General features: G+C 72.7%; 22 protein-coding genes. 2 read left to right on the plus strand and 20 right to left on the minus strand.

The genetic code is table 11. The features are described 5' to 3' along the window. Positions 1-23 precede the first annotated feature (23 nt). From coaBC to pyrR, 11 genes are all read right to left on the minus strand, one after another. Positions 24-1,283: a bifunctional phosphopantothenoylcysteine decarboxylase/phosphopantothenate--cysteine ligase CoaBC gene (gene coaBC, locus ACZ7GX_RS24585; protein WP_498779849.1), complete on the minus strand. Its 1,260-nt coding sequence runs from the start codon at positions 1,281-1,283 to the stop codon at positions 24-26. After that, entirely contained in the window at positions 1,280-1,558 is a 279-nt protein-coding gene (gene rpoZ, locus ACZ7GX_RS24590) for a DNA-directed RNA polymerase subunit omega (RefSeq protein ID WP_053721631.1), read from the minus strand. The genes coaBC and rpoZ overlap by 4 nt, the downstream gene beginning before the upstream one ends. A gap of 65 nt (positions 1,559-1,623) precedes the next feature. Beyond that, positions 1,624-2,223 (minus strand): guanylate kinase, encoded by a 600-nt coding sequence (gene gmk, locus ACZ7GX_RS24595; protein WP_498779850.1) that lies wholly within the window; start codon positions 2,221-2,223, stop codon positions 1,624-1,626. Beyond that, positions 2,220-2,537 (minus strand): integration host factor, actinobacterial type, encoded by a 318-nt coding sequence (mihF, locus tag ACZ7GX_RS24600; RefSeq protein WP_077005726.1) that lies wholly within the window; start codon positions 2,535-2,537, stop codon positions 2,220-2,222. Before mihF ends, gmk begins: the two co-directional genes overlap by 4 nt. Before the next feature lie 301 nt (positions 2,538-2,838). Continuing rightward, the gene (pyrF, locus tag ACZ7GX_RS24605) at positions 2,839-3,639 is read right to left on the minus strand and encodes an orotidine-5'-phosphate decarboxylase (RefSeq protein ID WP_498779893.1); all 801 of its coding nucleotides are present in this window, start codon (positions 3,637-3,639) and stop codon (positions 2,839-2,841) included. A 29-nt stretch (positions 3,640-3,668) separates the two neighbouring features. Continuing rightward, positions 3,669-6,977 carry a carbamoyl-phosphate synthase large subunit gene (carB, locus tag ACZ7GX_RS24610; protein WP_498779852.1) on the minus strand — a complete coding sequence of 1,103 codons (3,309 nt, stop codon included), beginning with the start codon at positions 6,975-6,977 and terminating at the stop codon, positions 3,669-3,671. Positions 6,978-6,979: 2 nt separating this feature from the next. After that, positions 6,980-8,092, minus strand: coding sequence for a glutamine-hydrolyzing carbamoyl-phosphate synthase small subunit (gene carA / locus ACZ7GX_RS24615; protein ID WP_498779853.1), 1,113 nt, complete (start codon positions 8,090-8,092; stop codon positions 6,980-6,982). After that, positions 8,089-8,574, minus strand: a complete 486-nt coding sequence (locus tag ACZ7GX_RS24620; protein ID WP_498779854.1) for a PH-like domain-containing protein — start codon at positions 8,572-8,574, stop codon at positions 8,089-8,091. Before ACZ7GX_RS24620 ends, carA begins: the two co-directional genes overlap by 4 nt. After that, positions 8,571-9,872, minus strand: coding sequence for a dihydroorotase (locus tag ACZ7GX_RS24625; protein WP_498779894.1), 1,302 nt, complete (start codon positions 9,870-9,872; stop codon positions 8,571-8,573). Before ACZ7GX_RS24625 ends, ACZ7GX_RS24620 begins: the two co-directional genes overlap by 4 nt. A 20-nt stretch (positions 9,873-9,892) precedes the next feature. Then, complete coding sequence (locus ACZ7GX_RS24630) at positions 9,893-10,855, minus strand: aspartate carbamoyltransferase catalytic subunit (RefSeq protein WP_498779856.1); 963 nt, start codon at positions 10,853-10,855, stop codon at positions 9,893-9,895. After that, a complete protein-coding gene (pyrR, locus tag ACZ7GX_RS24635) occupies positions 10,852-11,424 on the minus strand; it encodes a bifunctional pyr operon transcriptional regulator/uracil phosphoribosyltransferase PyrR (protein WP_498779858.1) in 573 nt (190 codons plus the stop codon). The genes ACZ7GX_RS24630 and pyrR overlap by 4 nt, the downstream gene beginning before the upstream one ends. 258 nt (positions 11,425-11,682) lie before the next feature. On the opposite strand from pyrR, the gene bldD reads away from it, so the two are divergent. After that, positions 11,683-12,171 carry a transcriptional regulator BldD gene (bldD, locus tag ACZ7GX_RS24640; protein WP_015103676.1) on the plus strand — a complete coding sequence of 163 codons (489 nt, stop codon included), beginning with the start codon at positions 11,683-11,685 and terminating at the stop codon, positions 12,169-12,171. A gap of 93 nt (positions 12,172-12,264) precedes the next feature. Here the strand turns inward: bldD and nusB are convergent, their stop codons facing one another. The 3 genes from nusB to ACZ7GX_RS24655 form a co-directional block, all read right to left on the minus strand. Continuing rightward, positions 12,265-12,684 carry a transcription antitermination factor NusB gene (gene nusB / locus ACZ7GX_RS24645; RefSeq protein WP_053721638.1) on the minus strand — a complete coding sequence of 140 codons (420 nt, stop codon included), beginning with the start codon at positions 12,682-12,684 and terminating at the stop codon, positions 12,265-12,267. A 1-nt stretch (position 12,685) separates the two neighbouring features. Next, positions 12,686-13,249: an elongation factor P gene (gene efp, locus ACZ7GX_RS24650; protein WP_498779860.1), complete on the minus strand. Its 564-nt coding sequence runs from the start codon at positions 13,247-13,249 to the stop codon at positions 12,686-12,688. Positions 13,250-13,326: 77 nt separating this feature from the next. Then, positions 13,327-14,421, minus strand: a complete 1,095-nt coding sequence (locus ACZ7GX_RS24655; RefSeq protein WP_498779861.1) for a M24 family metallopeptidase — start codon at positions 14,419-14,421, stop codon at positions 13,327-13,329. A 144-nt stretch (positions 14,422-14,565) separates the two neighbouring features. Here ACZ7GX_RS24655 and ACZ7GX_RS24660 point away from each other — a divergent pair, with 144 nt between their 5' ends. Further along, positions 14,566-14,985 (plus strand): B-4DMT family transporter, encoded by a 420-nt coding sequence (locus ACZ7GX_RS24660; RefSeq protein ID WP_498779863.1) that lies wholly within the window; start codon positions 14,566-14,568, stop codon positions 14,983-14,985. A gap of 51 nt (positions 14,986-15,036) precedes the next feature. Here ACZ7GX_RS24660 and ACZ7GX_RS24665 read toward each other — a convergent pair whose 3' ends face one another. The 6 genes from ACZ7GX_RS24665 to aroC form a co-directional block, all read right to left on the minus strand. Beyond that, entirely contained in the window at positions 15,037-16,566 is a 1,530-nt protein-coding gene (locus tag ACZ7GX_RS24665) for a glycoside hydrolase family protein (protein ID WP_498779865.1), read from the minus strand. 99 nt (positions 16,567-16,665) lie between these two features. Next, the gene (locus ACZ7GX_RS24670) at positions 16,666-17,058 is read right to left on the minus strand and encodes a VOC family protein (protein WP_498779867.1); all 393 of its coding nucleotides are present in this window, start codon (positions 17,056-17,058) and stop codon (positions 16,666-16,668) included. Between the two features lie 681 nt (positions 17,059-17,739). Next, positions 17,740-18,846, minus strand: a complete 1,107-nt coding sequence (aroB, locus tag ACZ7GX_RS24675) for a 3-dehydroquinate synthase (RefSeq protein WP_498779869.1) — start codon at positions 18,844-18,846, stop codon at positions 17,740-17,742. A gap of 19 nt (positions 18,847-18,865) precedes the next feature. After that, the gene (locus ACZ7GX_RS24680) at positions 18,866-19,894 is read right to left on the minus strand and encodes a DNA glycosylase AlkZ-like family protein (RefSeq protein ID WP_498779871.1); all 1,029 of its coding nucleotides are present in this window, start codon (positions 19,892-19,894) and stop codon (positions 18,866-18,868) included. Beyond that, entirely contained in the window at positions 19,895-20,413 is a 519-nt protein-coding gene (locus ACZ7GX_RS24685; RefSeq protein ID WP_498779872.1) for a shikimate kinase, read from the minus strand. It abuts the gene before it with no gap. Beyond that, the gene (aroC, locus tag ACZ7GX_RS24690; RefSeq protein WP_498779873.1) at positions 20,410-21,609 is read right to left on the minus strand and encodes a chorismate synthase; all 1,200 of its coding nucleotides are present in this window, start codon (positions 21,607-21,609) and stop codon (positions 20,410-20,412) included. The genes ACZ7GX_RS24685 and aroC overlap by 4 nt, the downstream gene beginning before the upstream one ends. Positions 21,610-22,318: the final 709 nt, after the last annotated feature.

The raw sequence follows: 22,318 nt of genomic DNA on the forward strand, positions 1-22,318 counted from the left end.
CCGATCTGCGAATGGTCTCAAGCTTACTGAGCGCTCGCGCGCGAAGGGTCCCGTTCGACGGCAGGGGCGACCGCGTCCCACAATGCGGACGCCAGCCGCGCCTTCGAGCCGTGCGGGATCGGGGTCTCCGCGCCGTCCGCGGACAGCAGCCAGCCGGCGTTGTCCTCGACCTCGAACGCGCGCCCGTCGCCGACGGCGTTGACGACGAGCCAGTCGCAGCCCTTGCGCTTGAGCTTCGCGCGACCGTACTCGAGCACGCCGGTGCCGGCGTCCCCGGTCTCGGCCGCGAACCCCACGACGACCTGGCCCGGTCGCCGCGCGGCGACCAGCTCGGCCAGGATGTCCGGGTTGCGGGTGAGCGCGACCGGGTCGGGGTCGCGATCGGTCTTCTTGATCTTGTGCTCGACCAGCTCGACCGGCCGGAAGTCGGCAACGGCCGCGGCCATCACCACGACGTCGGCGGTGGCGGCCACGGTGTGCATCGCGTCACGCAGCTCCAGCGCCGAGCCGACCCGCACGACGTCCACCCCGGCGGGCGCGACCAGGTCCGCGGTGTGCGCGGCGACCAGCGTCACGCGCGCGCCGCGCTGGGCGGCGACCCTGGCCAGCGCGTAGCCCTGCCGGCCGGACGAGCGGTTGCCCAGGAAGCGCACCGGGTCGAGCGGCTCGCGCGTGCCGCCCGCCGACACGGCGACGTGCACGCCCTCCAGGTCGCGCGGCAGCGCGTCGGGGCGCGCCAGCAGCAACCGGGCCAGGTCGACGATCTCGGCGGGCTCGGGCAGCCGGCCCTTGCCGGTGTCCTTGCCGGTCAGCCTGCCGCTGGCGGGTTCGGCGACGACCACGCCGCGCGAGCGCAGCAGCGCCACGTTCGCCCGGGTCGCGGGGTGCTCCCACATCTCGGTGTGCATCGCCGGCACGAGCAGGACGGGGCAGCGCGCGGTCAGCAGCGTGTTGGTGAGCAGGTCGTCGGCCAGGCCGTGGGCGGCCTTCGCGATCAGGTTCGCCGTGGCGGGCGCGACGACTACCAGGTCGGCGTTCTGCCCCAGCTTCACGTGCGGCACCGACGGCACGTCCTCGAACACCCCGGTCTGCACCGGTTGGCCCGACAGCGCCTCGAACGTGGCCGCGCCGACGAACTTCAGCGCGCCGTCCGTCGGCACGACGCGCACGGCGTGGCCGGACTCGGTGAGCCGGCGCAGCACCTCGCACGCCTTGTACGCGGCGATGCCCCCGCCCACCCCCAGGATGACGTTGGGGCGGTCGGGGGCGACGGCCTCGGTCACTCGCCCTCGGTGTGCTCGAGGAGACCCGCGTGGATCTCCCGGAGCGCGATCGACAGCGGCTTCTCGCGCGGGCCCGGCTCGACCAGCGGGCCGACGTACTCGAGCAGGCCCTCGCCGAGCTGCGCGTAGTAGTCGTTGATCTGGCGCGCGCGCTTGGCGGCGTAGATCACCAGCGCGTACTTCGAGCTGACCTGCTCCAGGAGGTCGTCGATCGGGGGGTTGGTGATGCCCTCCGGAGTACCCGAGAGCGGGCCCAGCTCGGTGTGCGTGGTCACTCGTCAACGCTCCTGCGGTTCAGGGGTGGGTCTGCGGGCCGTCCCGTGCCTCGCGACGCGCGTGCTCACGCGTCGGGCACCGGGCCGACCACCAAGTTTAGCAAGCTCGCGGCGGCCGACTTCACGTCGTCGTTCACCACGACCTCGTCGAACTCCGGTTCGGCCGCCAGTTCCTCCCTGGCGATCTCCAGCCGGCGGGCGACGACGGCGGGGTCCTCGGTGCCGCGGCCGGTGAGCCGACCGACCAGGTCCTCCCACGACGGCGGGGCCAGCATCACCAGCTGGGCCTCCGGCATCGCGACCCGGACCTGCCGGGCGCCCTGCAGCTCGATCTCCAGCAGGGACGGCGTGCCGGCCGCCAGTGCCCGCTCGACGGGCTCCTTGGGCGTGCCGTAGCAGTTGCCCGCGAACTCGGCGTGCTCCAGGAGCTCGCCCCTGGCCACCATCTCGCGGAACTCGGCGCCGCCGACGAAGTGGTAGTGCACCCCGTCGACCTCGCCCGGCCTCGGCTTCCGCGTGGTCACCGAGACGCTGAAGTGGATCTCCGGTCCCATCCGGCGGAGCTCGGCCAGCACGCTGGACTTGCCCACGCCGGACGGGCCGGACAGAACGGTGAGGCGGGGCCGGGCGCGTGCGCCCGACCCCACCCCGGTGCCATCAGTCACTCGCCGCTGAACTCGGTGAGCAGCGCCTTGCGCTGCCGCTCACCCAGGCCGCGCAGCCGCCGACTCGGAGCGATCTCAAGGCGCTCCATGATCTGCTGCGCACGCACCTTGCCGACGCCCGGAAGCGCCTCGAGCAGCGCGGACACCTTCATCTTGCCAAGGACCTCGTCGCTCTCGGCGGCCTTCAGCACGTCGGTCAGGTTCGTGCCGCCACGCTTGAGGCGCTCCTTGAGCTCAGCCCGAGTGCGACGAGCGGCAGCAGCCTTCTCCAGCGCTGCGGCCCGCTGCTCCTCGGTAAGCTGGGGAAGGGCCACGATTTCCTCCGTGGTGTGGGAATTTCAATTCTGGATCGGTGCCGCGACCGTACCGAGCGCAATTGCCTGGGTACAACGTGGGTCCCAGTCAGGTGAATCTTTCAGCGCTGGAGTGGTTGCGGCGGGTGGTAGTAGTACCAACACCCACCAACAAGCCCATCACCGCCACCGGTAACGCCTTGCGCACGCCGTGTGTGGTATGCGCTCGATGGGTGATGGACCCGTCGGTGGCCAGGACCGTACCAGGGAACGTTTGCGCAGGTGAGCGGACCACGTGAAGCGTGTCGCGATTTGATCGTGATCACATCTCCAGGGAGCGCCGCACGGCGTCCGCCGCCGACCGCAACTTTGCGGTCTCAGGGCCGTGCCTGAGCACGTCCCGGGAGGTCGTCGGGAGCACGCCGCGCAGGTCCTCGCCGAAGAGCGCACGCAGGTCCGCGACCGTGGCGCCCTGAGCCCCGAACCCCGGCGCGAGGACGTATCCGTGCAGGTCGGAGAGGTCCAGCCGGTGCTCGCCCACGGTCGCGCCGACCACCAGGCCGACGTCGCCGAACGGTTCGAGACCGGCGTTCGCGCGGGCCGCGGAGTCCACGACCGACTGCGCCACGGAACGCCCGTCGGGGCCCACCGCGCGCTGCACGGAGGCCCCCTCCGGATTCGAAGTCAACGCGAGCACGAATATTCCGCGACCGCTCGCGGCGGCCGCTTCGAGCGCCGGGTCGAGCGATCCGAAGCCGAGGTACGGCGACGCGGTGACCGCGTCGCCGGCCAACGGCGAGCCCTCGGTGAGGTAGGCCGCGGCGTACGCGGCCATGGTGGAGCCGATGTCGCCGCGCTTCGCGTCCACCAGCACCAGCGTGCCGCTGTCCCTGAGGTCCGCCACGACGCGTTCCAGCACCGCCACGCCCCGTGACCCGTGCGCCTCGAAGAAGGCCGCCTGCGGCTTCACCAGGGCCACGTGGCCGCCGAACGCCTCCACGCACGTCAGCGCGAACCGCTCCAGCCCCGCGGCGTCCTGGGAGAGGCCCCAGGACGCCAGCAGGCCGGGGTGCGGGTCGATGCCCACGCACAGGGGGCCGTGCTGGGCGACGGCCTTCGCCATCCGCGCCCCGAACCGCTGCCCCGCCGCGCTCACGCGTCACCCCGCAGGGCCGCCTGGAGGGCCTGGAGGGGCCGCACGCCGATGTCGCCGCGGATGGCGGCCTCGATGCCGTGCACGGCCGCCGCTGCACCCTGGATCGTGGTCACGCACGGGATGTCCTTGGCCACGGCCGCGGTGCGGATCTCGTAGCCGTCCACGCGGGGCCCGTTGTTGCCGTACGGGGTGTTGATGATCATGTCGACGGTGCCCGCGAGGATGGCGTCGACGATGTTGTCGGCGCCCTCGAAGTGCTTGCGCACGATCGTGCAGGGGATGCCGTTGCGGCGCAGCACCTCGGCCGTCCCGGCGGTGGCCAGCACCTCGAAGCCCAGGTCGGCGAGCCTCTTGACCGGGAAGATCATGGCCCGCTTGTCCCGGTTGGCCACCGACACGAACACCCGGCCCGACGTGGGCAGGGAGCCGTAGGAGGCGGTCTGGGACTTGGCGTAGGCCATGCCGAAGGACACGTCGATGCCCATGACCTCGCCGGTCGACTTCATCTCCGGGCCGAGCAGCGAGTCGACGCCCTTGCCCTCCGGCGTACGGAACCGGTGGAACGGGAGCACGGCCTCCTTGACCGCGACCGGGGCGTGCGGCGGGAGCTTCGCGCCGTCGCCGGTCGCGGGCAGCATCCCCTCGGTGCGCAGCTGGGCCACCGTGGCGCCGAGCATGATCCGGGCCGCGGCCTTGGCCAGCGGCACCGCCGTGGCCTTGGAGACGAACGGCACGGTGCGCGAGGCGCGCGGGTTGGCCTCCAGGACGTAGAGCACGTCGTCCTTCAGCGCGTACTGCACGTTGAGCAGGCCGCGCACGCCGATGCCCTCGGCGATGGCCAGCGTGGACCGCCGGACCGCGTCGATGTCCGACTCGCCGAGCGTGATCGGGGGCAGGGCGCACGCCGAGTCGCCGGAGTGCACGCCGGCCTCCTCGATGTGTTCCATCACACCCCCGATGAACACCTCGTTGCCGTCGTAGAGGGCGTCCACGTCGATCTCGATGGCGTCGTCGAGGAACCGGTCGACCAGCACCGGGTGCTCCGGGCTGACCTCGGTGGCGCGCTGGATGTAGCCCTGGAGGGTCTCCTCGTCGTAGACGATCTCCATGCCGCGACCGCCGAGCACGTAGGAGGGCCGCACCAGCACCGGGTAGCCGATCTCGTCGGCGATGGCCTTGGCCTGCGCGAACGAGGTGGCCATGCCGTACTTCGGCGCGGGCAGCCCGGCGTCGGCGAGGACCTGGCCGAACGCGCCGCGCTCCTCGGCGAGGTGGATGGCGTGCGGCGGGGTGCCCACGACCGGCACGCCCGCGTCCGCGAGCCGCCGCGCGAGGCCCAGCGGCGTCTGGCCGCCGAGCTGCACGATCACGCCCACGACCGTGCCGGAGCGCTGCTCGGAGTGGAACACCTCCAGCACGTCCTCGAACGTCAGCGGCTCGAAGTACAGCCGGTCCGAGGTGTCGTAGTCGGTGGAGACCGTCTCCGGGTTGCAGTTGACCATCACGGTCTCGTACCCGGCCTCGCGCAGCGCCATGGCCGCGTGCACGCACGAGTAGTCGAACTCGATGCCCTGCCCGATCCGGTTCGGGCCCGAGCCGAGGATGAGCACCTTCGGCTTGTCGCGCTGCCCGGTCACCTCGGTCTCGGCGTCGGGGTCCAGCTCGTAGGCCGAGTAGTGGTAGGGCGTCTTGGCGGCGAACTCGGCGGCGCACGTGTCGACCGTCTTGAACACCGGCCGCACCCCCAGCCGGTGGCGCAGCGAGCGGACGCCGTCCTCGCCGGCCAGCTCCGGGCGCAGCGCGGCGACCTGCCGGTCCGACAGGCCCGCCCGCTTGGCCTTGCGCAGCAGGCGCTCGTCGAGCACGGGCGCGGCCTCGATCTCGGCCCGCAGGTCGACCAGCCAGGCCAGCTGCTCGAGGAACCACGGGTCGATCCGCGACGCCTCGTGCACCTGCTCGATCGTCGCGCCCAGGCGCAGCGCGCGGTCCACCGTGTACAGGCGGCCGTCGTGGCCCTTGCGCAGGGCGTCCAGAGTGGACTCCAGCGACTCGGCCGGGTCGGCGGGGTCGGGCGTCGTCCAGAAGCCGGCGGCCTTGGTCTCCATGGAGCGCAACGCCTTGCCGAGCGCCTCGATGAAGCTGCGGCCGATGGACATGGCCTCGCCGACCGACTTCATGGTCGTGGTGAGCGTGCTGTCGGCGCCCGGGAACTTCTCGAAGGCGAACCTCGGCACCTTCACCACGACGTAGTCGAGGGTCGGTTCGAAACTGGCCGGCGTTTCCCCGGTGATGTCGTTCTGGATCTCGTCCAGCGTGTAGCCGATGGCCAGTTTCGCGGCGATCTTGGCGATCGGGAAACCGGTCGCTTTCGACGCCAAGGCCGACGAGCGGGACACCCGCGGGTTCATTTCGATGACGACCATGCGGCCGTTGCCGGGGTGGATGGCGAACTGGATGTTGCAGCCGCCGGTGTCCACGCCGACCTCGCGGATGACCGCGATGCCGACGTCGCGCATGTGCTGGTACTCGCGGTCGGTGAGTGTCATCGCGGGCGCCACGGTCACCGAGTCGCCGGTGTGCACGCCCATCGGGTCGATGTTCTCGATGGAGCAGACGACGACCACGTTGTCGTTGCGGTCGCGCATCAGCTCGAGCTCGTACTCCTTCCAGCCGAGCACGCTCTCCTCGATCAGCACCTCGGTGACCGGGGACTCGGCCAGGCCGCTCGCGGCCAGCCGCTCCAGCTCCTCCGGGGTGTGCGCCATGCCCGAGCCGAGGCCGCCCATGGTGAACGACGGCCGGATGACGACCGGCAGGCCCAGGTCGGCCACGGTCGCGCGGACGTCCTCCATGGTCTTGCAGACCGCGCTGCGCGGCACGTCCGCGCCGATCCGGCGGACCAGGTCCTTGAAGATCTGCCGGTCCTCGCCGCGCTCGATGGCGTCGATGTCCGCGCCGATCAGCTCGACGTTGTACTTCTCCAGCACGCCGCGCTCGTGCAGCGCGATCGCGGTGTTCAGCGCGGTCTGGCCGCCCAGCGTGGCCAGGATGGCGTCGGGCCGCTCCGCCGCGATGACCTTCTCCACGAACTCCGGGGTGATCGGCTCGACGTAGGTGGCGTCGGCGAACTCCGGGTCCGTCATGATCGTCGCCGGGTTGGAGTTGACCAGGGAGACCCGCAGGCCCTCCTCGCGCAGCACCCGGCACGCCTGGGTGCCGGAGTAGTCGAACTCGCAGGCCTGCCCGATGACGATCGGGCCGGAGCCGATGACCAGCACGTGCTTGAGATCAGTCCTCTTCGGCATGGTCAGCGGCCCTCGCTCATCATCGTCACGAACTCGTCGAACAGCGGGGCGGCGTCGTGCGGACCCGCCGCCGCCTCCGGGTGGTACTGCACGCTGAACGCGGGCACTTCCAGGGCGCGGACGCCCTCGACCGTGCCGTCGTTGGGGCAGTAGTGGCTCAGCAGCACGCGACCGAAGTCGGAGGTGAACTCCTCGCCCGGCTCGCCCTCCAGCGCGAAACCGTGGTTCTGCGCGGTGATCGCCACCTTGCCGGTCGCCACGTCGATCACCGGGATGTTGATGCCCCGGTGGCCGTAGCGCATCTTGTAGGTGTCGCGGCCCAGCGCGCGGCCCAGGATCTGGTTGCCGAAGCAGATGCCGAACAGCGGGATCCGCCGGCCCAGCACGCCGCGGGTCAGCTCGACCGCGTGGGCCTGGGTCGCCGGGTCGCCGGGGCCGTTGGACAGGAACACGCCGTCCGGCTTGACCGCCACCAGGTCGTCCACGGTGGAGGTCAGCGGCAGGACGTGCACCTCGATGCCGCGGGCGGCCATCATCCGGGGCGTGTTGGACTTGATGCCCAGGTCCAGCGCGGCCACCGTGAAGCGGCGCTCGCCGACGGCCTCGACCACGTACGGCTCGGGCGTGGTGACGTCGCCCGCGAGGTCCGCGCCCACCATGGGCGGCGCGCTGCGGACGCGCGCCAGCATCTCCTCGACGCTGCCGAGCTCGTCGCCGGAGAACACGCCCGCGCGCATCGCGCCCTGCTCGCGCAGGTGGCGGGTCAGCATCCGGGTGTCGATGCCCGAGATGCCGACGACGCCCTGGCCGACCAGCGCGTCGTCCAGGCTGCGCGTGGACCGCCAGTTGGACGGCACGCGGGCCGGGTCGCGCACCACGTAGCCGGAGACCCAGATGCGGCTCGACTCGTCGTCCTCGTCGTTCCAGCCGGTGTTGCCGATCTGCGGCGCCGTCTGCACCACGATCTGGCGGTGGTAGGACGGGTCGGTCAGGGTCTCCTGGTAGCCGGTCATGCCGGTGGAGAACACCACCTCGCCCAGGCTCGCGCCGACCGCGCCGTAGGCCTCACCGCGGAACACGCGGCCGTCTTCCAGCACCAGTGCCGCGTTCGTCATGAGTCGCCTCCCAGCGCTTGCACCCACTGCTCGTACACGTCCTTGTCATCGCCCCGGAACCCGGTGTCGAACACCCGGTCGCCGAGGTGCCAGCGCACGACCAGCAGGCCGTCCGCCGTCATCACCTTGCCCGCGAGGCCGCGGGCCGTTCGGGCCCCATCCACCCGTTCTACCGGGATCCACAGCGCGCTCGCGCCGGTGCGCTCCACCAGCACGCCGTTCTCGGTGAGCTTGAGGGTCGCCTCGGCGCGGTGGCCGATGTCGCCGACCGCCACCCGGTCCTGCCAGTCGTCGCCGATGGTGGTGCCGACGTACACGCCGGTCGTCTCCAGCATCGTCGCGCCGGTCTCGGCGGGCGGCTGCGGGAACTCCGGCAGCACCTCGGCCTGCCGGCGCGCGCGCCGCTGCCAGCCGCGCCACATGCCGTACAGGCAGAGCAGGAAGATCGCCAGCACGGCCAGCGAGAGCAACACCCGGGTCATGCGGTGATCCTTCCGCCGAGGGCCGTCACGCGCCCGCGCAGCAGGGTCGCGACCACCGCGCCGGGCAGCTCCATGCCCTCGAACGGCGTGTTGGCCGCGATGCTGGCGAACTCGGCGCCGCGCACGGTCCAGGTGGCGTCCGGGTCGACCAGGGTGAGGTTGGCGGGCTCGCCGACCTCGATCGGCCGGCCCTGGTCGGGCAGGCGCGCGATCTCGGCGGGCCGCTCGCTCATCACCCGCGCCACGCCGCGCCAGTCCAGCAGCCCCGTCCTGACCATGGTCTCCACCACGATCGACAGCGCGGTCTGCAGGCCGAGCATGCCGGGCCGGGCGGCGGACCACTCGGTGTCCTTGTCCTGCACGGCGTGCGGCGCGTGGTCGGTGGCCACGCAGTCGATGACGCCCTCGGCCAGCGCCTCGCGCAGCACCTTCGCGTCGGCCGCCGTGCGCAGCGGCGGGTTGACCTTGTTCACCGGGTCGTAGGTCGCCAGCCGCTCGTCGGTCAGCAGCAGGTGGTGCGGCGTGACCTCGGCGGAGACCTCCGTGCCCCGGGCCTTGGCCCACCTGAGCACGTCGGCCGTGCCGGTGGTGGAGACGTGGCAGACGTGCAGCCGGGCGCCCGCGTGCAGCGCCAGCAGGCAGTCCCGGGCCACGATCGACTCCTCGGCGGCGGCGGGCCAGCCCGGCAACCCCAGCCGGGACGCCTGCTCGCCCTCGTGCGCCTGCGCGCCCACGGTCAGCCGGGGCTCCTCGGCGTGCTGCGCGACGACCACGTCCAGCGCCTTGCTGTACTCCAGCGCGCGTCGCATGATCAGCGGGTCGTGCACGCAGTGGCCGTCGTCGGAGAACACCCGGACGCCCGCCTTGGCCATCGTGCCCAGCTCGGCGAGCTTCACGCCCTCCAGGCCGACGGTGACCGCGCCGACCGGGTGCACGTCGACCAGGCCGACCTCGCGGCCGCGCCGGGCGACGTGCGCGACGACGACCTCGTTGTCCGCGACCGGGCTCGTGTTGGCCATGGCGAACACGGCCGTGTAGCCGCCCAGCGCGGCGGCGGCCGAGCCGGTGGCGATGGTCTCGGTGTCCTCGCGGCCGGGTTCGCGCAGGTGGGTGTGCAGGTCGACGAAGCCGGGCAGCAGGACCGCGCCGTTGCCGTCGACGACCTCCGCGCCCTCCTCCGCCACGGACCCGATCGCGGCGATCACGCCGTCGCGGACCAGCACGTCGATCGGGTCACCCTCGCCGTAAGGCCTTACTCCCCTGAGGATCAAAGAGATCGCGGGGTTGCTCGTGTTCATCTGTTCGGTCGCAAGCTCCCTCACGGGGTTTCCTCCTCGTGGGCAAGCAGGTGGTAGAGGACGGCCATGCGCACGTGCACGCCGTTGCGCACCTGGTCGGTGATGGCCGCGCGGGGCGAGTCGGCGACCGCCGAGGCGATCTCCATGCCGCGCAGCATCGGACCGGGGTGCAGCACGACGGCGTGCTCGGGCAGCAGCTTCAGCCGCCGCTCGCTCAGGCCGTAGGCGATGGAGTACTCGCGGGCCGACGGGAAGAACCCGCCGTGCATCCGCTCGGCCTGCACCCGCAGCAGCATCACGGCGTCGAGGCTCGGCAGCTCGGCGTCCAGCTCGTGCGAGACGGTGAGCGTGCCTCCGTCGCCGGCGGGCGAGGGAACCCCCCAGCTCTGCACGCCCACCGGCAGCAGGGTCGGCGGCGCGACCAGCGTCACGTCCGCGCCCAGGGCGGTGAGCAGGTGCACGTTGGACCGGGCGACCCGGCTGTGCAGCACGTCGCCGACGATCGCGATCCGGCGACCGCGCAGGTCGCCGAGCCGTTCCCGCAGGGTGGCCGCGTCGAGCAGGGCCTGGGTGGGGTGCTCGTGCATGCCGTCGCCCGCGTTGACCACGGACGTGCCCGCCTCGCGCAGCCAGCCGGCCAGCCGGTGCGCCGCGCCGGAGGCCGGGTGCCGCACGATGACGCAGTCCGCGCCGGCCGCGGCCAGGGTCAGCGCGGTGTCGCGCAGCGACTCGCCCTTGCTCACGCTGGAGCCGGACGATGAGACGTTCACCACATCCGCGCTCATCCACTTGCCCGCGATCTCGAAGCTGACGCGCGTGCGGGTGGAGTTCTCGTAGAACATCGTGATGACCGTGCGACCGCGCAACGTCGGCAGTTTGCGCACTTCACGGCCTTCGAGGGCCTGCTTGAGGCTCGCCGCGGTGTCCAGGATGGCGGTCGCCTCGGCCGGGTCGATGCCCTCGGTGGTGAGCAGGTGCTTCACCGCAGCACCACCCCGTCGCGCTGGTCGAACTCCTCCAGCAGCACGTGGACCTCCTCGGTGCGGGCCGTGGGCACGTTCTTGCCCACGTAGTCCGCGCGGATCGGCAGCTCGCGGTGGCCCCGGTCGACCAGCACGGCCAGCTGCACGGCGCGCGGGCGGCCGTGGTCGCGCAGGGCGTCGAGCGCGGCGCGGATCGTGCGGCCGGAGAACAGCACGTCGTCCACCAGGACCACGAGCTTGTCGTCGACGCCGCCCTCGGGCAGCTTGGTCGCCTCCAGCGGGCGGGTGGGCCCTCGGCGCAGGTCGTCCCGGTAGAGGGTCACGTCCAGCGTGCCGGTGGGCGGCTCGACACCCGAGAACTCGGCGATCCGCACGGCCAGCCGGCGGGCCAGCGGCGCTCCCCGGCTCGGAATCCCCAACAGGACTACCGCGGGTGCGCTGGGTGCATCAAGAGCGGTCTTCTCGATGATCTGATGGGCCATTCGGGCGACGGTGCGCGCGACGTCGCCGGCCGACAGGAGCTCTCGCTCCCCGGCCGGGTCCGTCGCGCCACGTTGACGTGGCGCCACGGTTGGACCTCCTTCCCCGCCTCGCTGGACGGGTCCTTAAAGGACGTCGGACACCCGGCTGCGACCGGGCTGACCAGCACCGTATCAGGCGAGCGCGGTCAATCTTCCGGGTGGTGTGCGTGGTCTCGCCCACCTGTCCCAGCGAGATCAGCTTGACCTGGTGACCACGGAGAGCAATCATTACTCTGCGTATTGATCTAAGCCTCCCCGCGGCAGTCCCCTACCGGCTGACGGGGCGAATGAACGGAGAACCGCCACATGGGCGACTACGCCAAGGCGCTGGGGGCCAAGCTCCGCGCGATCCGCCAGCAGCAGGGCTTGTCTTTGCACGGCGTCGAGCAGAAGTCCGGCGGTCGCTGGAAGGCCGTGGTCGTCGGCTCGTACGAGCGCGGCGACCGCGCCGTGACCGTGCAGAAGCTCGCCGAGCTGGCCGACTTCTACGGCGTCCCGGTGGCCGAGCTGCTGCCGGAAGGTCGGGTGCCGTCCGGTGCGGAACCCGCCACGAAGATCGTCATCAACCTGGAACGGCTGCAACAGCTGCCGGCGGAGAAGGTCGGGCCGCTCGCGCGGTACGCGGCCACCATCCAGAGCCAGCGCGGCGACTACAACGGCAAGGTCCTGTCCATCCGGACCGAGGACCTGCGGTCGCTGGCGATCATCTACGACATGACGCCCGGCGAGCTGACCGAGCAGCTCATCGACTGGGGCGTGCTGCCTCCCGAGGCTCGTCCGGCCAAGGAGGACTGAGCACGCGGAAAAGGGCCACCCGGCGGTTCGCCAACGGGTGGCCCTTCCGGCCTGCTCGGCGGCAGGCCCTGCGGCCGCGCGGGCCGCGGGTGGCTAGAGCACGGCCCGGAGCTGGTCGGCGATGACCGCGATCCGGCCGAGCACGCCGTTGACGAACCGCGGCGAGTCGTCCGTGGACAGGCCCTTGGCCAGCTCGACCGCCTCGTCGATCGCGACCGCGTCCGGCACGTCGGCGGCCCACAGCAGCTCGTAGAGCCCGATCCGCAGCACCGCGCGGTCGACCGCGGGCATGCGCTGCAGCGTCCAGCCCTCCGCGTGCTCGGAGATCAGGTCGTCGATGCGCGCGCGGTGCGCCGTGACGCCTTCCACCAGGACGATCGTGTAGTCGTTCACCGGCGGCACGTCCGTCGAACCGACCCGGTCCGCCAGCAGCGTCACCGGGTCGGCGCCCCGCAGGTCGGCCTCGTAGAGGACGTCCAGCGCGCGTTTGCGGGCCTTGCTCCGTGCGCCCATCTCAGCCGTTCACTCGGCCCAGGTAACGGCCGTCGCGGGTGTCGACCTTGATCTTCTCGCCCGTCGTGACGAACAGCGGCACCTGGATCTCCGCGCCGGTCTCCAGCGTGGCGGGCTTGGTGCCGCCGGTGGAGCGGTCGCCCTGCAGGCCGGGGTCGGTGTGCTGGATCACGAGCTCGACCGAGGTCGGGAGCTCGACGTAGAGCGCGACGCCCTCGTGCATGGCGACGACGGCTTCCTGGTTCTCCAGCATGTAGTTCGCCGCGTCGCCGACCGTCTCGGCCGGGATGCTGATCTGGTCGTAGGTGTCGCCGTCCATGAAGACGAAGTCGGCGCCGTCCTTGTACAGGTAGGTCATGCCGCGCTTGTCGACGGTGGCCGTCTCGACCTTGGTGCCCGCGTTGAAGGTCTTGTCCACGACCTTGCCGGACAGGACGTGCTTCAACGTGGTGCGCACGAAGGCGCCGCCCTTGCCCGGCTTCACGTGCTGGAACGCGGTGACGGTCCACAGCTGGCCGTCGAGGTTCAGCACCAGGCCGTTCTTCAGGTCGTTGGTGGTGGCCACGGTGGTGGGCTCTCCTGTTGCGTGAGTGGAGGACGACGTCGGCTCGGCCGACGAATCCGATTCCAGGCGATCCGACTTCAGATGACCACGAGCTCCTTCGTGGTCAGGGTGAGGAGCTCCGGGGCGCCTTCGCGCACCACGAGCGTGTCCTCGATGCGGACACCACCCTTCCCGGCCAGGTACACACCGGGCTCGACGGTGACCGCCATACCGGGCAGAAGTGTACCGTCACCCGCCTTCGACAGCGCTGGAGCCTCGTGGATCTGCAGGCCGACGCCGTGGCCGAGGCCGTGCAGGAACTCGTCGCCGTGCCCGGCCTCCTCGATCACGCCGCGCGCCGCCGCGTCGACGTCCGCGTAGGGCGTGCCGACCGCCAGCGCGGCCCGGCCCGCCGCCTGCGAGGCCGCGACCAGCTGGTACAGCTCGCGCTGCCAGTCCGCGGCCCGGCCGACGACCACGGTGCGGGTCATGTCGGAGTGGTAGCCGTCGACCAGCGCGCCGAAGTCGAGCTTCACGAAGTCGCCGTCGCGGACGAGGGCGTCGGTCGGCCGGTGGTGCGGCACGGCCGAGTTCGCGCCCGTCGCCACGATCGACTCGAACGCGCGCCCGGCCGCGCCGTGGTCGAGCATGCGGCTCTCCAGCTCGCGGGCGACCTCCTTCTCGCTGCGGCCCGGCCGCAGGCCGCCGTGCTCGACGAGGCCGGCCAGCGCCCTGTCGGCCGCCGCGCACGCCATGCGCAGGGCCTCGACCTCGGCGTCGTCCTTGACCAGCCGCAGTCGTTCGACCAGGTCGGGCGCCGGCACCAGCTCGGTGCCGTCGGCCGCGTCCGTGAGCACGTCCAGGCCGTCCACGGTCACGTGGCGGCTCTCGAAGCCGACCCGGCCCGTCCGCGCCCCGTTCTGCCGGGCCGCCCGCTCGACCAGCACCGCGTCGCACGGCCGGTCGATGACCCGCTCCAGGTCCGGCACCTGCGCGGCGGCCTGGGTGAGGTAGCGGCCGTCGGTGCAGAACACCGTCGCGTCGTCGGAGTCGGCGTGCACGAGCAGCGCCGCGTTCGAGCCGGTGAACCCGGTGAGGTAGCGGACGTTGAGCAGGTTGGTCACCAGCAGCGCGTCCAGCTCCCGGTCCCGGAGCGTGGCGCGCAGGGCGGCGCGGCGAGTGGAGTGCGGCATGTCAGCAGCGTAAGGCTCGGTGGACCACCACACCGTGCCACTCGATCGGGTGAACCGTGCTGAATCGTGCGACAGTCGCGTGACGGACAGTGCGTGCCTGGTGGGTGCTATGACGGGCCGTCGGTCCGACTTAGGGTGGGGCGCATGCGCGCGTGGCTGGTCCGAGGGTTCTGGCTGGGTCTGTTCCACGGCGGGGTGCAGACCGGCACCTCGGCCGTGAGCGTGCACAGCCCCGAGGCCGCCGCGTCCATCCGGTACATCGCGATCGGGCTGGTGGTCGTGATCGGCGTGCTGTGGGGCGCGTTGGACGCGTGGCGGCAGCTCGAAGGGCGCGGCATGGTGTGGTTCGCCGCGGCGCTGGTGGCCGGGCCGCTGGCCGGGATCGCCGGGGTGGCCGGGCGGTCGCTGGTGGACCAGACGGGGCTCGAGTCGCTCGGGCCGGCGCTGACGGGCGGCGCGGCGTTCACCGCGTTGCTGGTCATGGCGACGGCGGCGGTCGGGATGGGCATCGGCAACGCCCTCCCCCAGCCGGACGGCTCGCGGCAGGCCGACGGGTCGCACTAGGTCCCGGCGGTGGTCTCACCGCTCGCGGGCGGGCCGGTCCGGCGAACGGCGTCAGCGGCGCAGTTCGCCCGCCTTCTCGTACGACTCCCACTCCTTCTTCGTGACCGACGTGAGCTGCGACGAGTTCAGCGTGACGATCTCGATCGCGGCCTCGCCCGCGCCCAGCGCCCACAGCCGGTCCTTCACCAGCAGCCCGATCCGGCCGTCGGGCGCGCGCACCGCCTTCGCGCCGGCCGGGATCTCCGCCGCGACGGGCAGGTCGTCCACGACCGGCGGACGGCGGTCGAGCACCCTGGTGGCGAGCCGGTCGGTCACCGAACGGCGCTCCAGCCGCACCACCTCGCCGTCCAGCACGAGGTCGGTGGTGTTCGCGGGCGACGGCACGGCGTAACCGCGCAGCAACGCCGCCGAGTCCTCGTCCGCGCAGCCCGGCACGTTCGCCAGGTCGAGCCCGAACTGGCTGAGGTCGGTCGGCGCGGCCGCCGCGCCGTCCAGGGTCGCGCGGACCACGTCCACCGCGATCCGGCCGCACGGGTCGTCCGCGGTCACCGGCGCGTGCCCGAGGGGCGTGCGGACCAGGCCGGGGCCTTCCCGCCAAGGGCCCGGGATGTGCACCTGGGGGTGCGGGTTCGCGGTGAACTCCTTGTTCCAGAACGTCAACGACGTGCCGTGCTCGGTCTCGTGGGCGATGACGAACGCGCGCAGCGCGGCGACGTACATCCAGTCGGCGCTGAACGCGTCGACCACCGAGCGGGTCCGCTTCGAGCGCGTGTCGGGCACCTGCTGGAAGCCGGCCGGCCCGAGCGCCTGCACGCCGGAGGCGAACGTCGGGTCCTTGGACCGCAGCACGAACTGGCCCGCGCCGTTCCACCCGGCGGCCTCGCCGGTGGTGTCGGTGAACATGAGGTGGAACCAGCCGTCGACGACCAGCACCGACGGTTGGCCCGCGCCGTAGGTGTTGTCCCTGACCTTGTCGTAGGACGGGCTCACGATCGGCTTGCCGCCGGCCGCGCGCGTCCACGAGATGCCGTCCGGGCTGGTGGCGACCCCGATCGCGTTGCCGTTGGCGTGGTCGCCCGCCGCGCCCGTGTAGTAGAGGTAGTAGGTGCCGCCGAGCCTGATCACCGACGGGTCGCAGGTGTGCACGCCGTCGAAGCCGGTGACGCTGCCGGACAGCACCGGCATGGCCGGCGTGCCGTTGGGCGCGGCGAAGGGGCCTGCCGCCGAGGCGCTCTCCGCGTAGAGCAGGTCGTCGCCGGGTGGTGCGGCGACCATGAGCTGGCTGCACCACCACATGCGGTGCCGGCCGCCCTCCAGCAGGATCGTCGGGCCGTAGTTGTACGGCGCGTCGCCGCCGTGCGCGACCACGCCACCGCTCTGCCTGCCCCGGTCGGCGGCCAGCGGCACCGGCTTGGCCTCGGTCGTGCTGGTGCTGGGCGGCGCCGGGCTGGACGTGGGCGTGGCGCTGCTCGGGGCGGGTGCCGACGCCGGGTCGGCGGCGCTCGGGGCGCAGGCCGTCACCAGCACGACGGTCATCGCGGACCCGAGGAGCCTCACCGCTCCCGCATCGGACCTGGACATGGCGGGGCCGATCTCCACTTCTGCCGGCGTTCGGACACCGGGATGACGGCGGCGCACCCGGTTCCGTTCAGTGTAGAGATCGACTACGTCTGTCGAGTGTCAACCGGAAGAGGCCACGAGCTCCACTTCGAAGCCGTCTGTGTTCTCCAGATAGGCTGCGTAGTGATCGGGACCACCCGCGTGGGGGTATTTGTCCGCGAACAACGGCGACCACCCGTGCCCGGTCGCCTCGGCCGCCAACCGATCGACCTCCACCCGGCCGCCGACGTGGAACGCCAAGTGGTTCAGCCCCGTGCCGAGCCGGTGGTGCGTCTCCAGCGCGGGCGAGCGCTCGACCACGAGGTAGGTCGGGCCGAGCCGCCAGCTCACCCCGGCCGGCCAGCGCTGGTACTCGACCCAGCCCAGCTCGCCGAGCAGCCAGCCGATGCTGTGCTCGGCACGGGCCAGGTCCGGCACCCACAGCTCGACGTGGTGCAGGTGCCCCGCCGTCATCCGGCCTCCTCACCCTCGTTCAGCCCGCTAACGCCCTCGACCCCCGATGATCACCCGAAAGTGGCACCGGCTTCGGGGATGAACGGTAACGCCGGATTTGTTGCCGGAAAAAAGAAGGTGTGGCGCCCGGCCCCCTGTGTCTGCGGTGGCTTGGCTGACGGGTCACTGCGGCGGGCTTCGCTCACGGGTGACTGCGTTGGCCAGTGGCCGCGGTGGCTTGGCTCGGGGTGGCTGCGGTGGCTTGGCGCTCGGGTGACTGCAGTCGCTTGGCTCGGGAGTCGCTTGGCTCGGGCTGGCCGGGTCGGCGGCTGGCCGGGTCGGCGGCTGGCCGGGTCGGCGGCTGGCCGGGTCGGCTTGGCCTCCGGGTCTGCGGCGGCTTGGGGGCGGTCTGCGGCGCTCGGCGCCCAGGGATGTCGCGTCGCGTGACGCGCGGGGACGCGTGGGTGTGCGGCGGCTTGATGCGGAGGGGGTTCGCGTCGCCTGAGCACAACCGACGCGCACGCGTGGGTGTGCGGCGGCCTGCCGGGCCCTTGGGGCTGCGGCAGGCTGGCGCGGGGGATGTGCGCGTCGGTGTGCGCCGGGGCCGGTTGGGCGCGGGTGTGCGTGTCGGTTGTGCGTGGGATGCGCGGCGGGCTGGCGCACGGGAGCGTGCGTCGGCGCGGGGTGGGACGTTTTGCGGGGTCAGAGGAGGATGCTGCCGCCCGACTTCGGCTCGGACGCGACCGCGGAGTAGGCAGCCGCGATGAGCGCCGGGTCCGGGCCCTCCAGCCGGCCGGGCTTGGCCAGGCCGTCGAGCACCACGAACCGCAGCACGCCCGAGCGGGTCTTCTTGTCCGACCTCATGCCCTCCAGGAGCTGGCCGAGCGCATCCGGGTCGTAGCCGGTCGGCAGGCCCAGCGAGGTGAGGATCGAGCGGTGGCGGTTGGCGGTGGTGTCGTCCAGCCTGCCGGCCAGGCGGGCCAGTTCGGCGGCGAACACCAGGCCGACGCTGACCGCCGCGCCGTGCCGCCAGCGGTAGCGTTCGCGGCGTTCGATGGCGTGCGCCAGGGTGTGGCCGTAGTTCAGGATCTCGCGCAGGTCCGATTCGCGCAGGTCGGTCGACACGACATCGGCCTTGACCTGGATCTTGCGCCGGACCAGCTCCTCGATCACGTCGCCGGCCGGGTCGAGCGCGGCCTCCGGGTCGGCCTCGATCAGGTCGAGGATCACCGGGTCGGCGATGAAACCGCCCTTGACCACCTCGGCCATGCCCGCGACGAGTTCGTTGCGGGGCAATGTCTCCAGCGTGGTCAGGTCGACCATCACGGCGTCCGGCTCGTAGAACGTGCCGACGAGGTTCTTGCCGGCGTCGGTGTTGATGCCGGTCTTGCCGCCGACCGCCGCGTCCACCATGGCCAGCAACGTGGTGGGCACGTGGACCAGCTTCACCCCGCGCATCCAGGTGGAGGCGACGAACCCGGCCAGGTCGGTCACCGCGCCGCCGCCGAGGCCGACCACGACGTCCGTGCGACCGAGGCCGATGCGGCCGAACACGTCCCAGCAGTACCCGGCGACCCGCAGGTCCTTGCCGTCCTCGGCGTCGGGGACCTCGACGCGGTGCGCGTCGATCCCGGCCGCCTCCAGCTCGCCGCGGACCGCCTCGGCGGTCTCGGCCAACGTCGGTGTGTGGACGATCGCCGCCTTGGCCGTGCCCTTCAGGGTCTCGACCAGGTCGCCGAGCAGGCCGCGGCCCACCACCACGTCGTACGGTCGTTCCGCGGCCACGCGGATCCGCACCGGCTCGCCCATCACCACTCCCCTCGTCGGGTCACCATTCGACCACGTCCGCGCCCAGCGCGTTCCCGCCCCACACCCCGGCCAGCACCTCGGCCTGGTCCTTGACCGCACGCCGCGCCGTGCCCCTGACCTGCGACCAGCCGGTGACCTGGAACGTCACCGTGCGGCCGCGGAACTCGTGCCGCCACGCGCCCGTCACCCGGCCGTGCAGCACGAGCGCGCCGGGGCTGCCGACGGGCCGCCAGACCCGCTTGGCCACGTCCGGGTCGGCGACCAGGTGACGCGGGCCGAGCAGGTAGGGGTCGCGCGGGAACAGCAGCAGGCCGGCGGGCGGGTCGGGTGCTTCGGCGACGTCCTCGTGCGCGAGCAGCCGCGTGCCGTCCACCCGGACCGGGCGCAGGTCGGGCCAGCTGTCCTGCGGGCCCGCGCCGAGCCACTTCTCGGCGTCGGCCTTGGCGAACGGGCCGACGAGCCGGGCGTAGTCGCGCAGCAGGGTCGGTTCGCCGGGCTCGTCGACGTCCGGTTTCGCGGTCGGGCGGCGGAAGACGAGCTGCTTGCCGAGGTGGTCCAGCTCGATGCCCGCGAGGAGGGTGGCGAGGCGGAAGACGTTCTCGATGACGTGGTCGACCCGGCAGGTCGGGCAGTGCGGGGTGACGGCGGCCGGCAGCAGCGGGCTGATCGCCGCGGACAGCTCGCCCTTGGTGGCCGTCTCGCCGGGGAACTCGCGGTGCAGGAGGTCGACGACCAGGTCGACGTGCTCCAGGTCGGGCGTCGGGTGCGCACCGCACCAGGCCGCCAGCTGCCGCGGCGTGCGCGGCCGGAGTTGGCGGCGCAGCGCGGGCAGGTCCTCGCGGCGGTGCAGGTGGGGCGCGCCGCGCAGGCTCAGCACGCGGACCAGGTCGTCGGTGGGTTCGCGGCGACCTCGCACGCCCAGCGCCGCCGCGCCCGTCTTGGGCGGGCTGTCCACCACGCCCAGCGGCAGCACCGCGTCGGGGTCGTCGCCGTGCAGGCCCTGCACCGCGGCGCGGTGCGCGAGGACCTGGGCCCCGGTCAGGTCCACTCAGGTCCCTTGCGCCGGCTCCGTCGGGCGGAGCACCGCGTCCACCACCTGCTCCGGGGTGAGGTCGTCGGTGGTCACCTCGATCGTGGCGACTTCCCGGTACAGCGGCAGGCGAGCGTCCAGCAGGGACTTGAAGGTCGCGCGCGGGTTCACGCCCGCGAGCAGCGGTCGGGCGCTGGACATGCCGGTGCGCCGCACGCCCTCGGCCATGCCGACGTTGAGGAAGACCACGGTGTGCCCGGCGAGCCGGCCGCGGGTGGTCGCGGACAGCACCGCGCCGCCGCCGAGCGCCAGCACGCCGTCGTGGGTCTTGAGGCCCTCGGCGACGGCTTCTTCCTCCATCGTGCGGAACGCGGGTTCGCCGTCGTCGGTGAAGATGTCGGAGATCGGCTTGCCGGCGGTGGCGACGATGTCGTCGTCGGTGTCGCGGAAGGCGACGCCGAGGCGTTCGGCGAGCAGCAGGCCGACCGTCGTCTTTCCGGCTCCGGGTGGGCCGAGGACGACGAATCGGGGGCTCACAGACCCTCCCAGCGGGCTTCCAGCGCTTCCAGGTAGGAGGCGACGTTGCGCTTGGTCTCGGCGATCGAGTCGCCGCCGAACTTCTCCAGCGCCGCCTCGGCCAGCACGAGCGCCACCACGGACTCCAGCACCACGCCCGCGCGCGGCACCGCGCACACGTCCGAGCGCTGGTGGATCGCCACCGCGGGCTCTCCGGTTCGGACGTCCACAGTGGACAGCGCACGCGGCACCGTGGAGATCGGCTTCATGGCGACGCGGACGCGCAGCGGCTCGCCGTTGGTGATGCCGCCCTCCAGACCGCCCGCCCGGTTGGAGCGGCGCGTGACGCCCTTCGGGCCCGGGCCGCGGTCGATCTCGTCGTGCGCCTCGCTGCCCCAGCGCTCGGCGGTGGTGAAGCCGTCGCCGATCTCGACGCCCTTCATCGCCTGCACGCCCATCAGCGCGCCGGCCAGCCGCGCGTCGAGGCGCCGGTCCCAGTGGACGTGCGAACCGAGGCCCGGCGGCAGGCCGTAGGCGATGACCTCGATCACGCCGCCGACCGTGTCACCCGCCTCCTTCACCGCCTCGACCTCGGCCACCATCGCCTCGGTGCCCCGTGCGTCGAAGGCCCGCACGGGGCTCGCGTCGACGGCGGCCAGGTCGTCCGGGCCGGGCACGGGCGCGTCGGCGGGCGTCTTGGCCTTGCCGATGGAGACGACGTGGCTGATCACGTCCGCGTCGAAGACCTGCTTGAGGAAGTGGCGGGCGACCGTGCCGAGCGCGGTGCGGGCCGCGGTTTCCCGGGCGCTGGCGCGTTCGAGCACGGGGCGGGCCTCGTCGAAGCCGAACTTCTGCATGCCGGGCAGGTCGGCGTGGCCGGGGCGTGGCCTGGTCAGCGCCTCGTTGCGGCCGGTCGGCTTGAGCTCGGACGGGTCGACCGGGTCGGCGGACATCACCTTCTGCCACTTGGGCCACTCGGTGTTCCCGATCCGGACCGCGACCGGGCCGCCCTGGGTGAGGCCGTGGCGGACACCGCCGAGGATCTCGACCTCGTCCGCCTCGAAGCCCATGCGCGGGCTCCGGCCGAAGCCGAGGCGGCGGCGCTCGAGTTGAGCGGTCAGGTCGGCAGTGGTGACCTCGACCCCGGCGACCATGCCTTCCAGCACGGCGACGAGGGCCGGTCCATGGGACTCCCCAGCGGTGATCCAGCGCAGCACGCCGCGAATCCTTCCACAGTGGGGGCAGGGGCCTGGGCGCAGGTCAGGGCAGGTCTCCGCGGTCCCGACAGGTGGACGCCCAGGGAGACGCCTCGCGGGACGCCTCGGTCGGTCGCGCCGGTGAGGCGGAGCGCTCCGGTCGGGGGTCGGTGGCACTCCGGTCCAGGGGTCGGCGGCGTTCCGGTCCGAGGGGTCGGCGGCGCTCCGGTCCGGGGGGCCGGTCTGGGAGGGGCGGTCTGGGAGGGGCGGTCTGGGAGGGGCGGTCTGGGGGGAGGGCGGAGGACTGGGGCGGCAGAGGGCCCAGTCGGTGGGCGGGCCGGGTCGACAGGGCGGGCACGCCTGGAGACGGGCAGGCAAGGTGAACGGGCAAAGCCGGGCGCGGGCAAGCTCGCCGGGCGGGCAAGGTCGCCGGGCGGGCAAGGTCGCCGGGCAGGCAAGGTCGCCGGGCAGGCAAGGTCGAGAGGGCGGTCCGGGGGGCGGGGGCCGGGGCGATGGAGGACTGGGGCGGCAAAGGGCCCGGTCGGTGGGCGGGCCGGGTCGGCAGGGCGGGCACGCCCGTGGACGGGCGGCCAGGGTGAGCGCGCAAGGCCGGGCACGGGCAAGGTTGGGCGCGGGCAAGGTTGGGCGCGGGCAAGGTTGGGCGCGGGCAAGGTTGGGCGCGGGCAAGGTTGGGCGCGGGCAAGGTTGGGCGCGGGCAAGGTTGGGCGCG

This window comes from Actinosynnema sp. NPDC037264 (genome assembly GCF_055603705.1).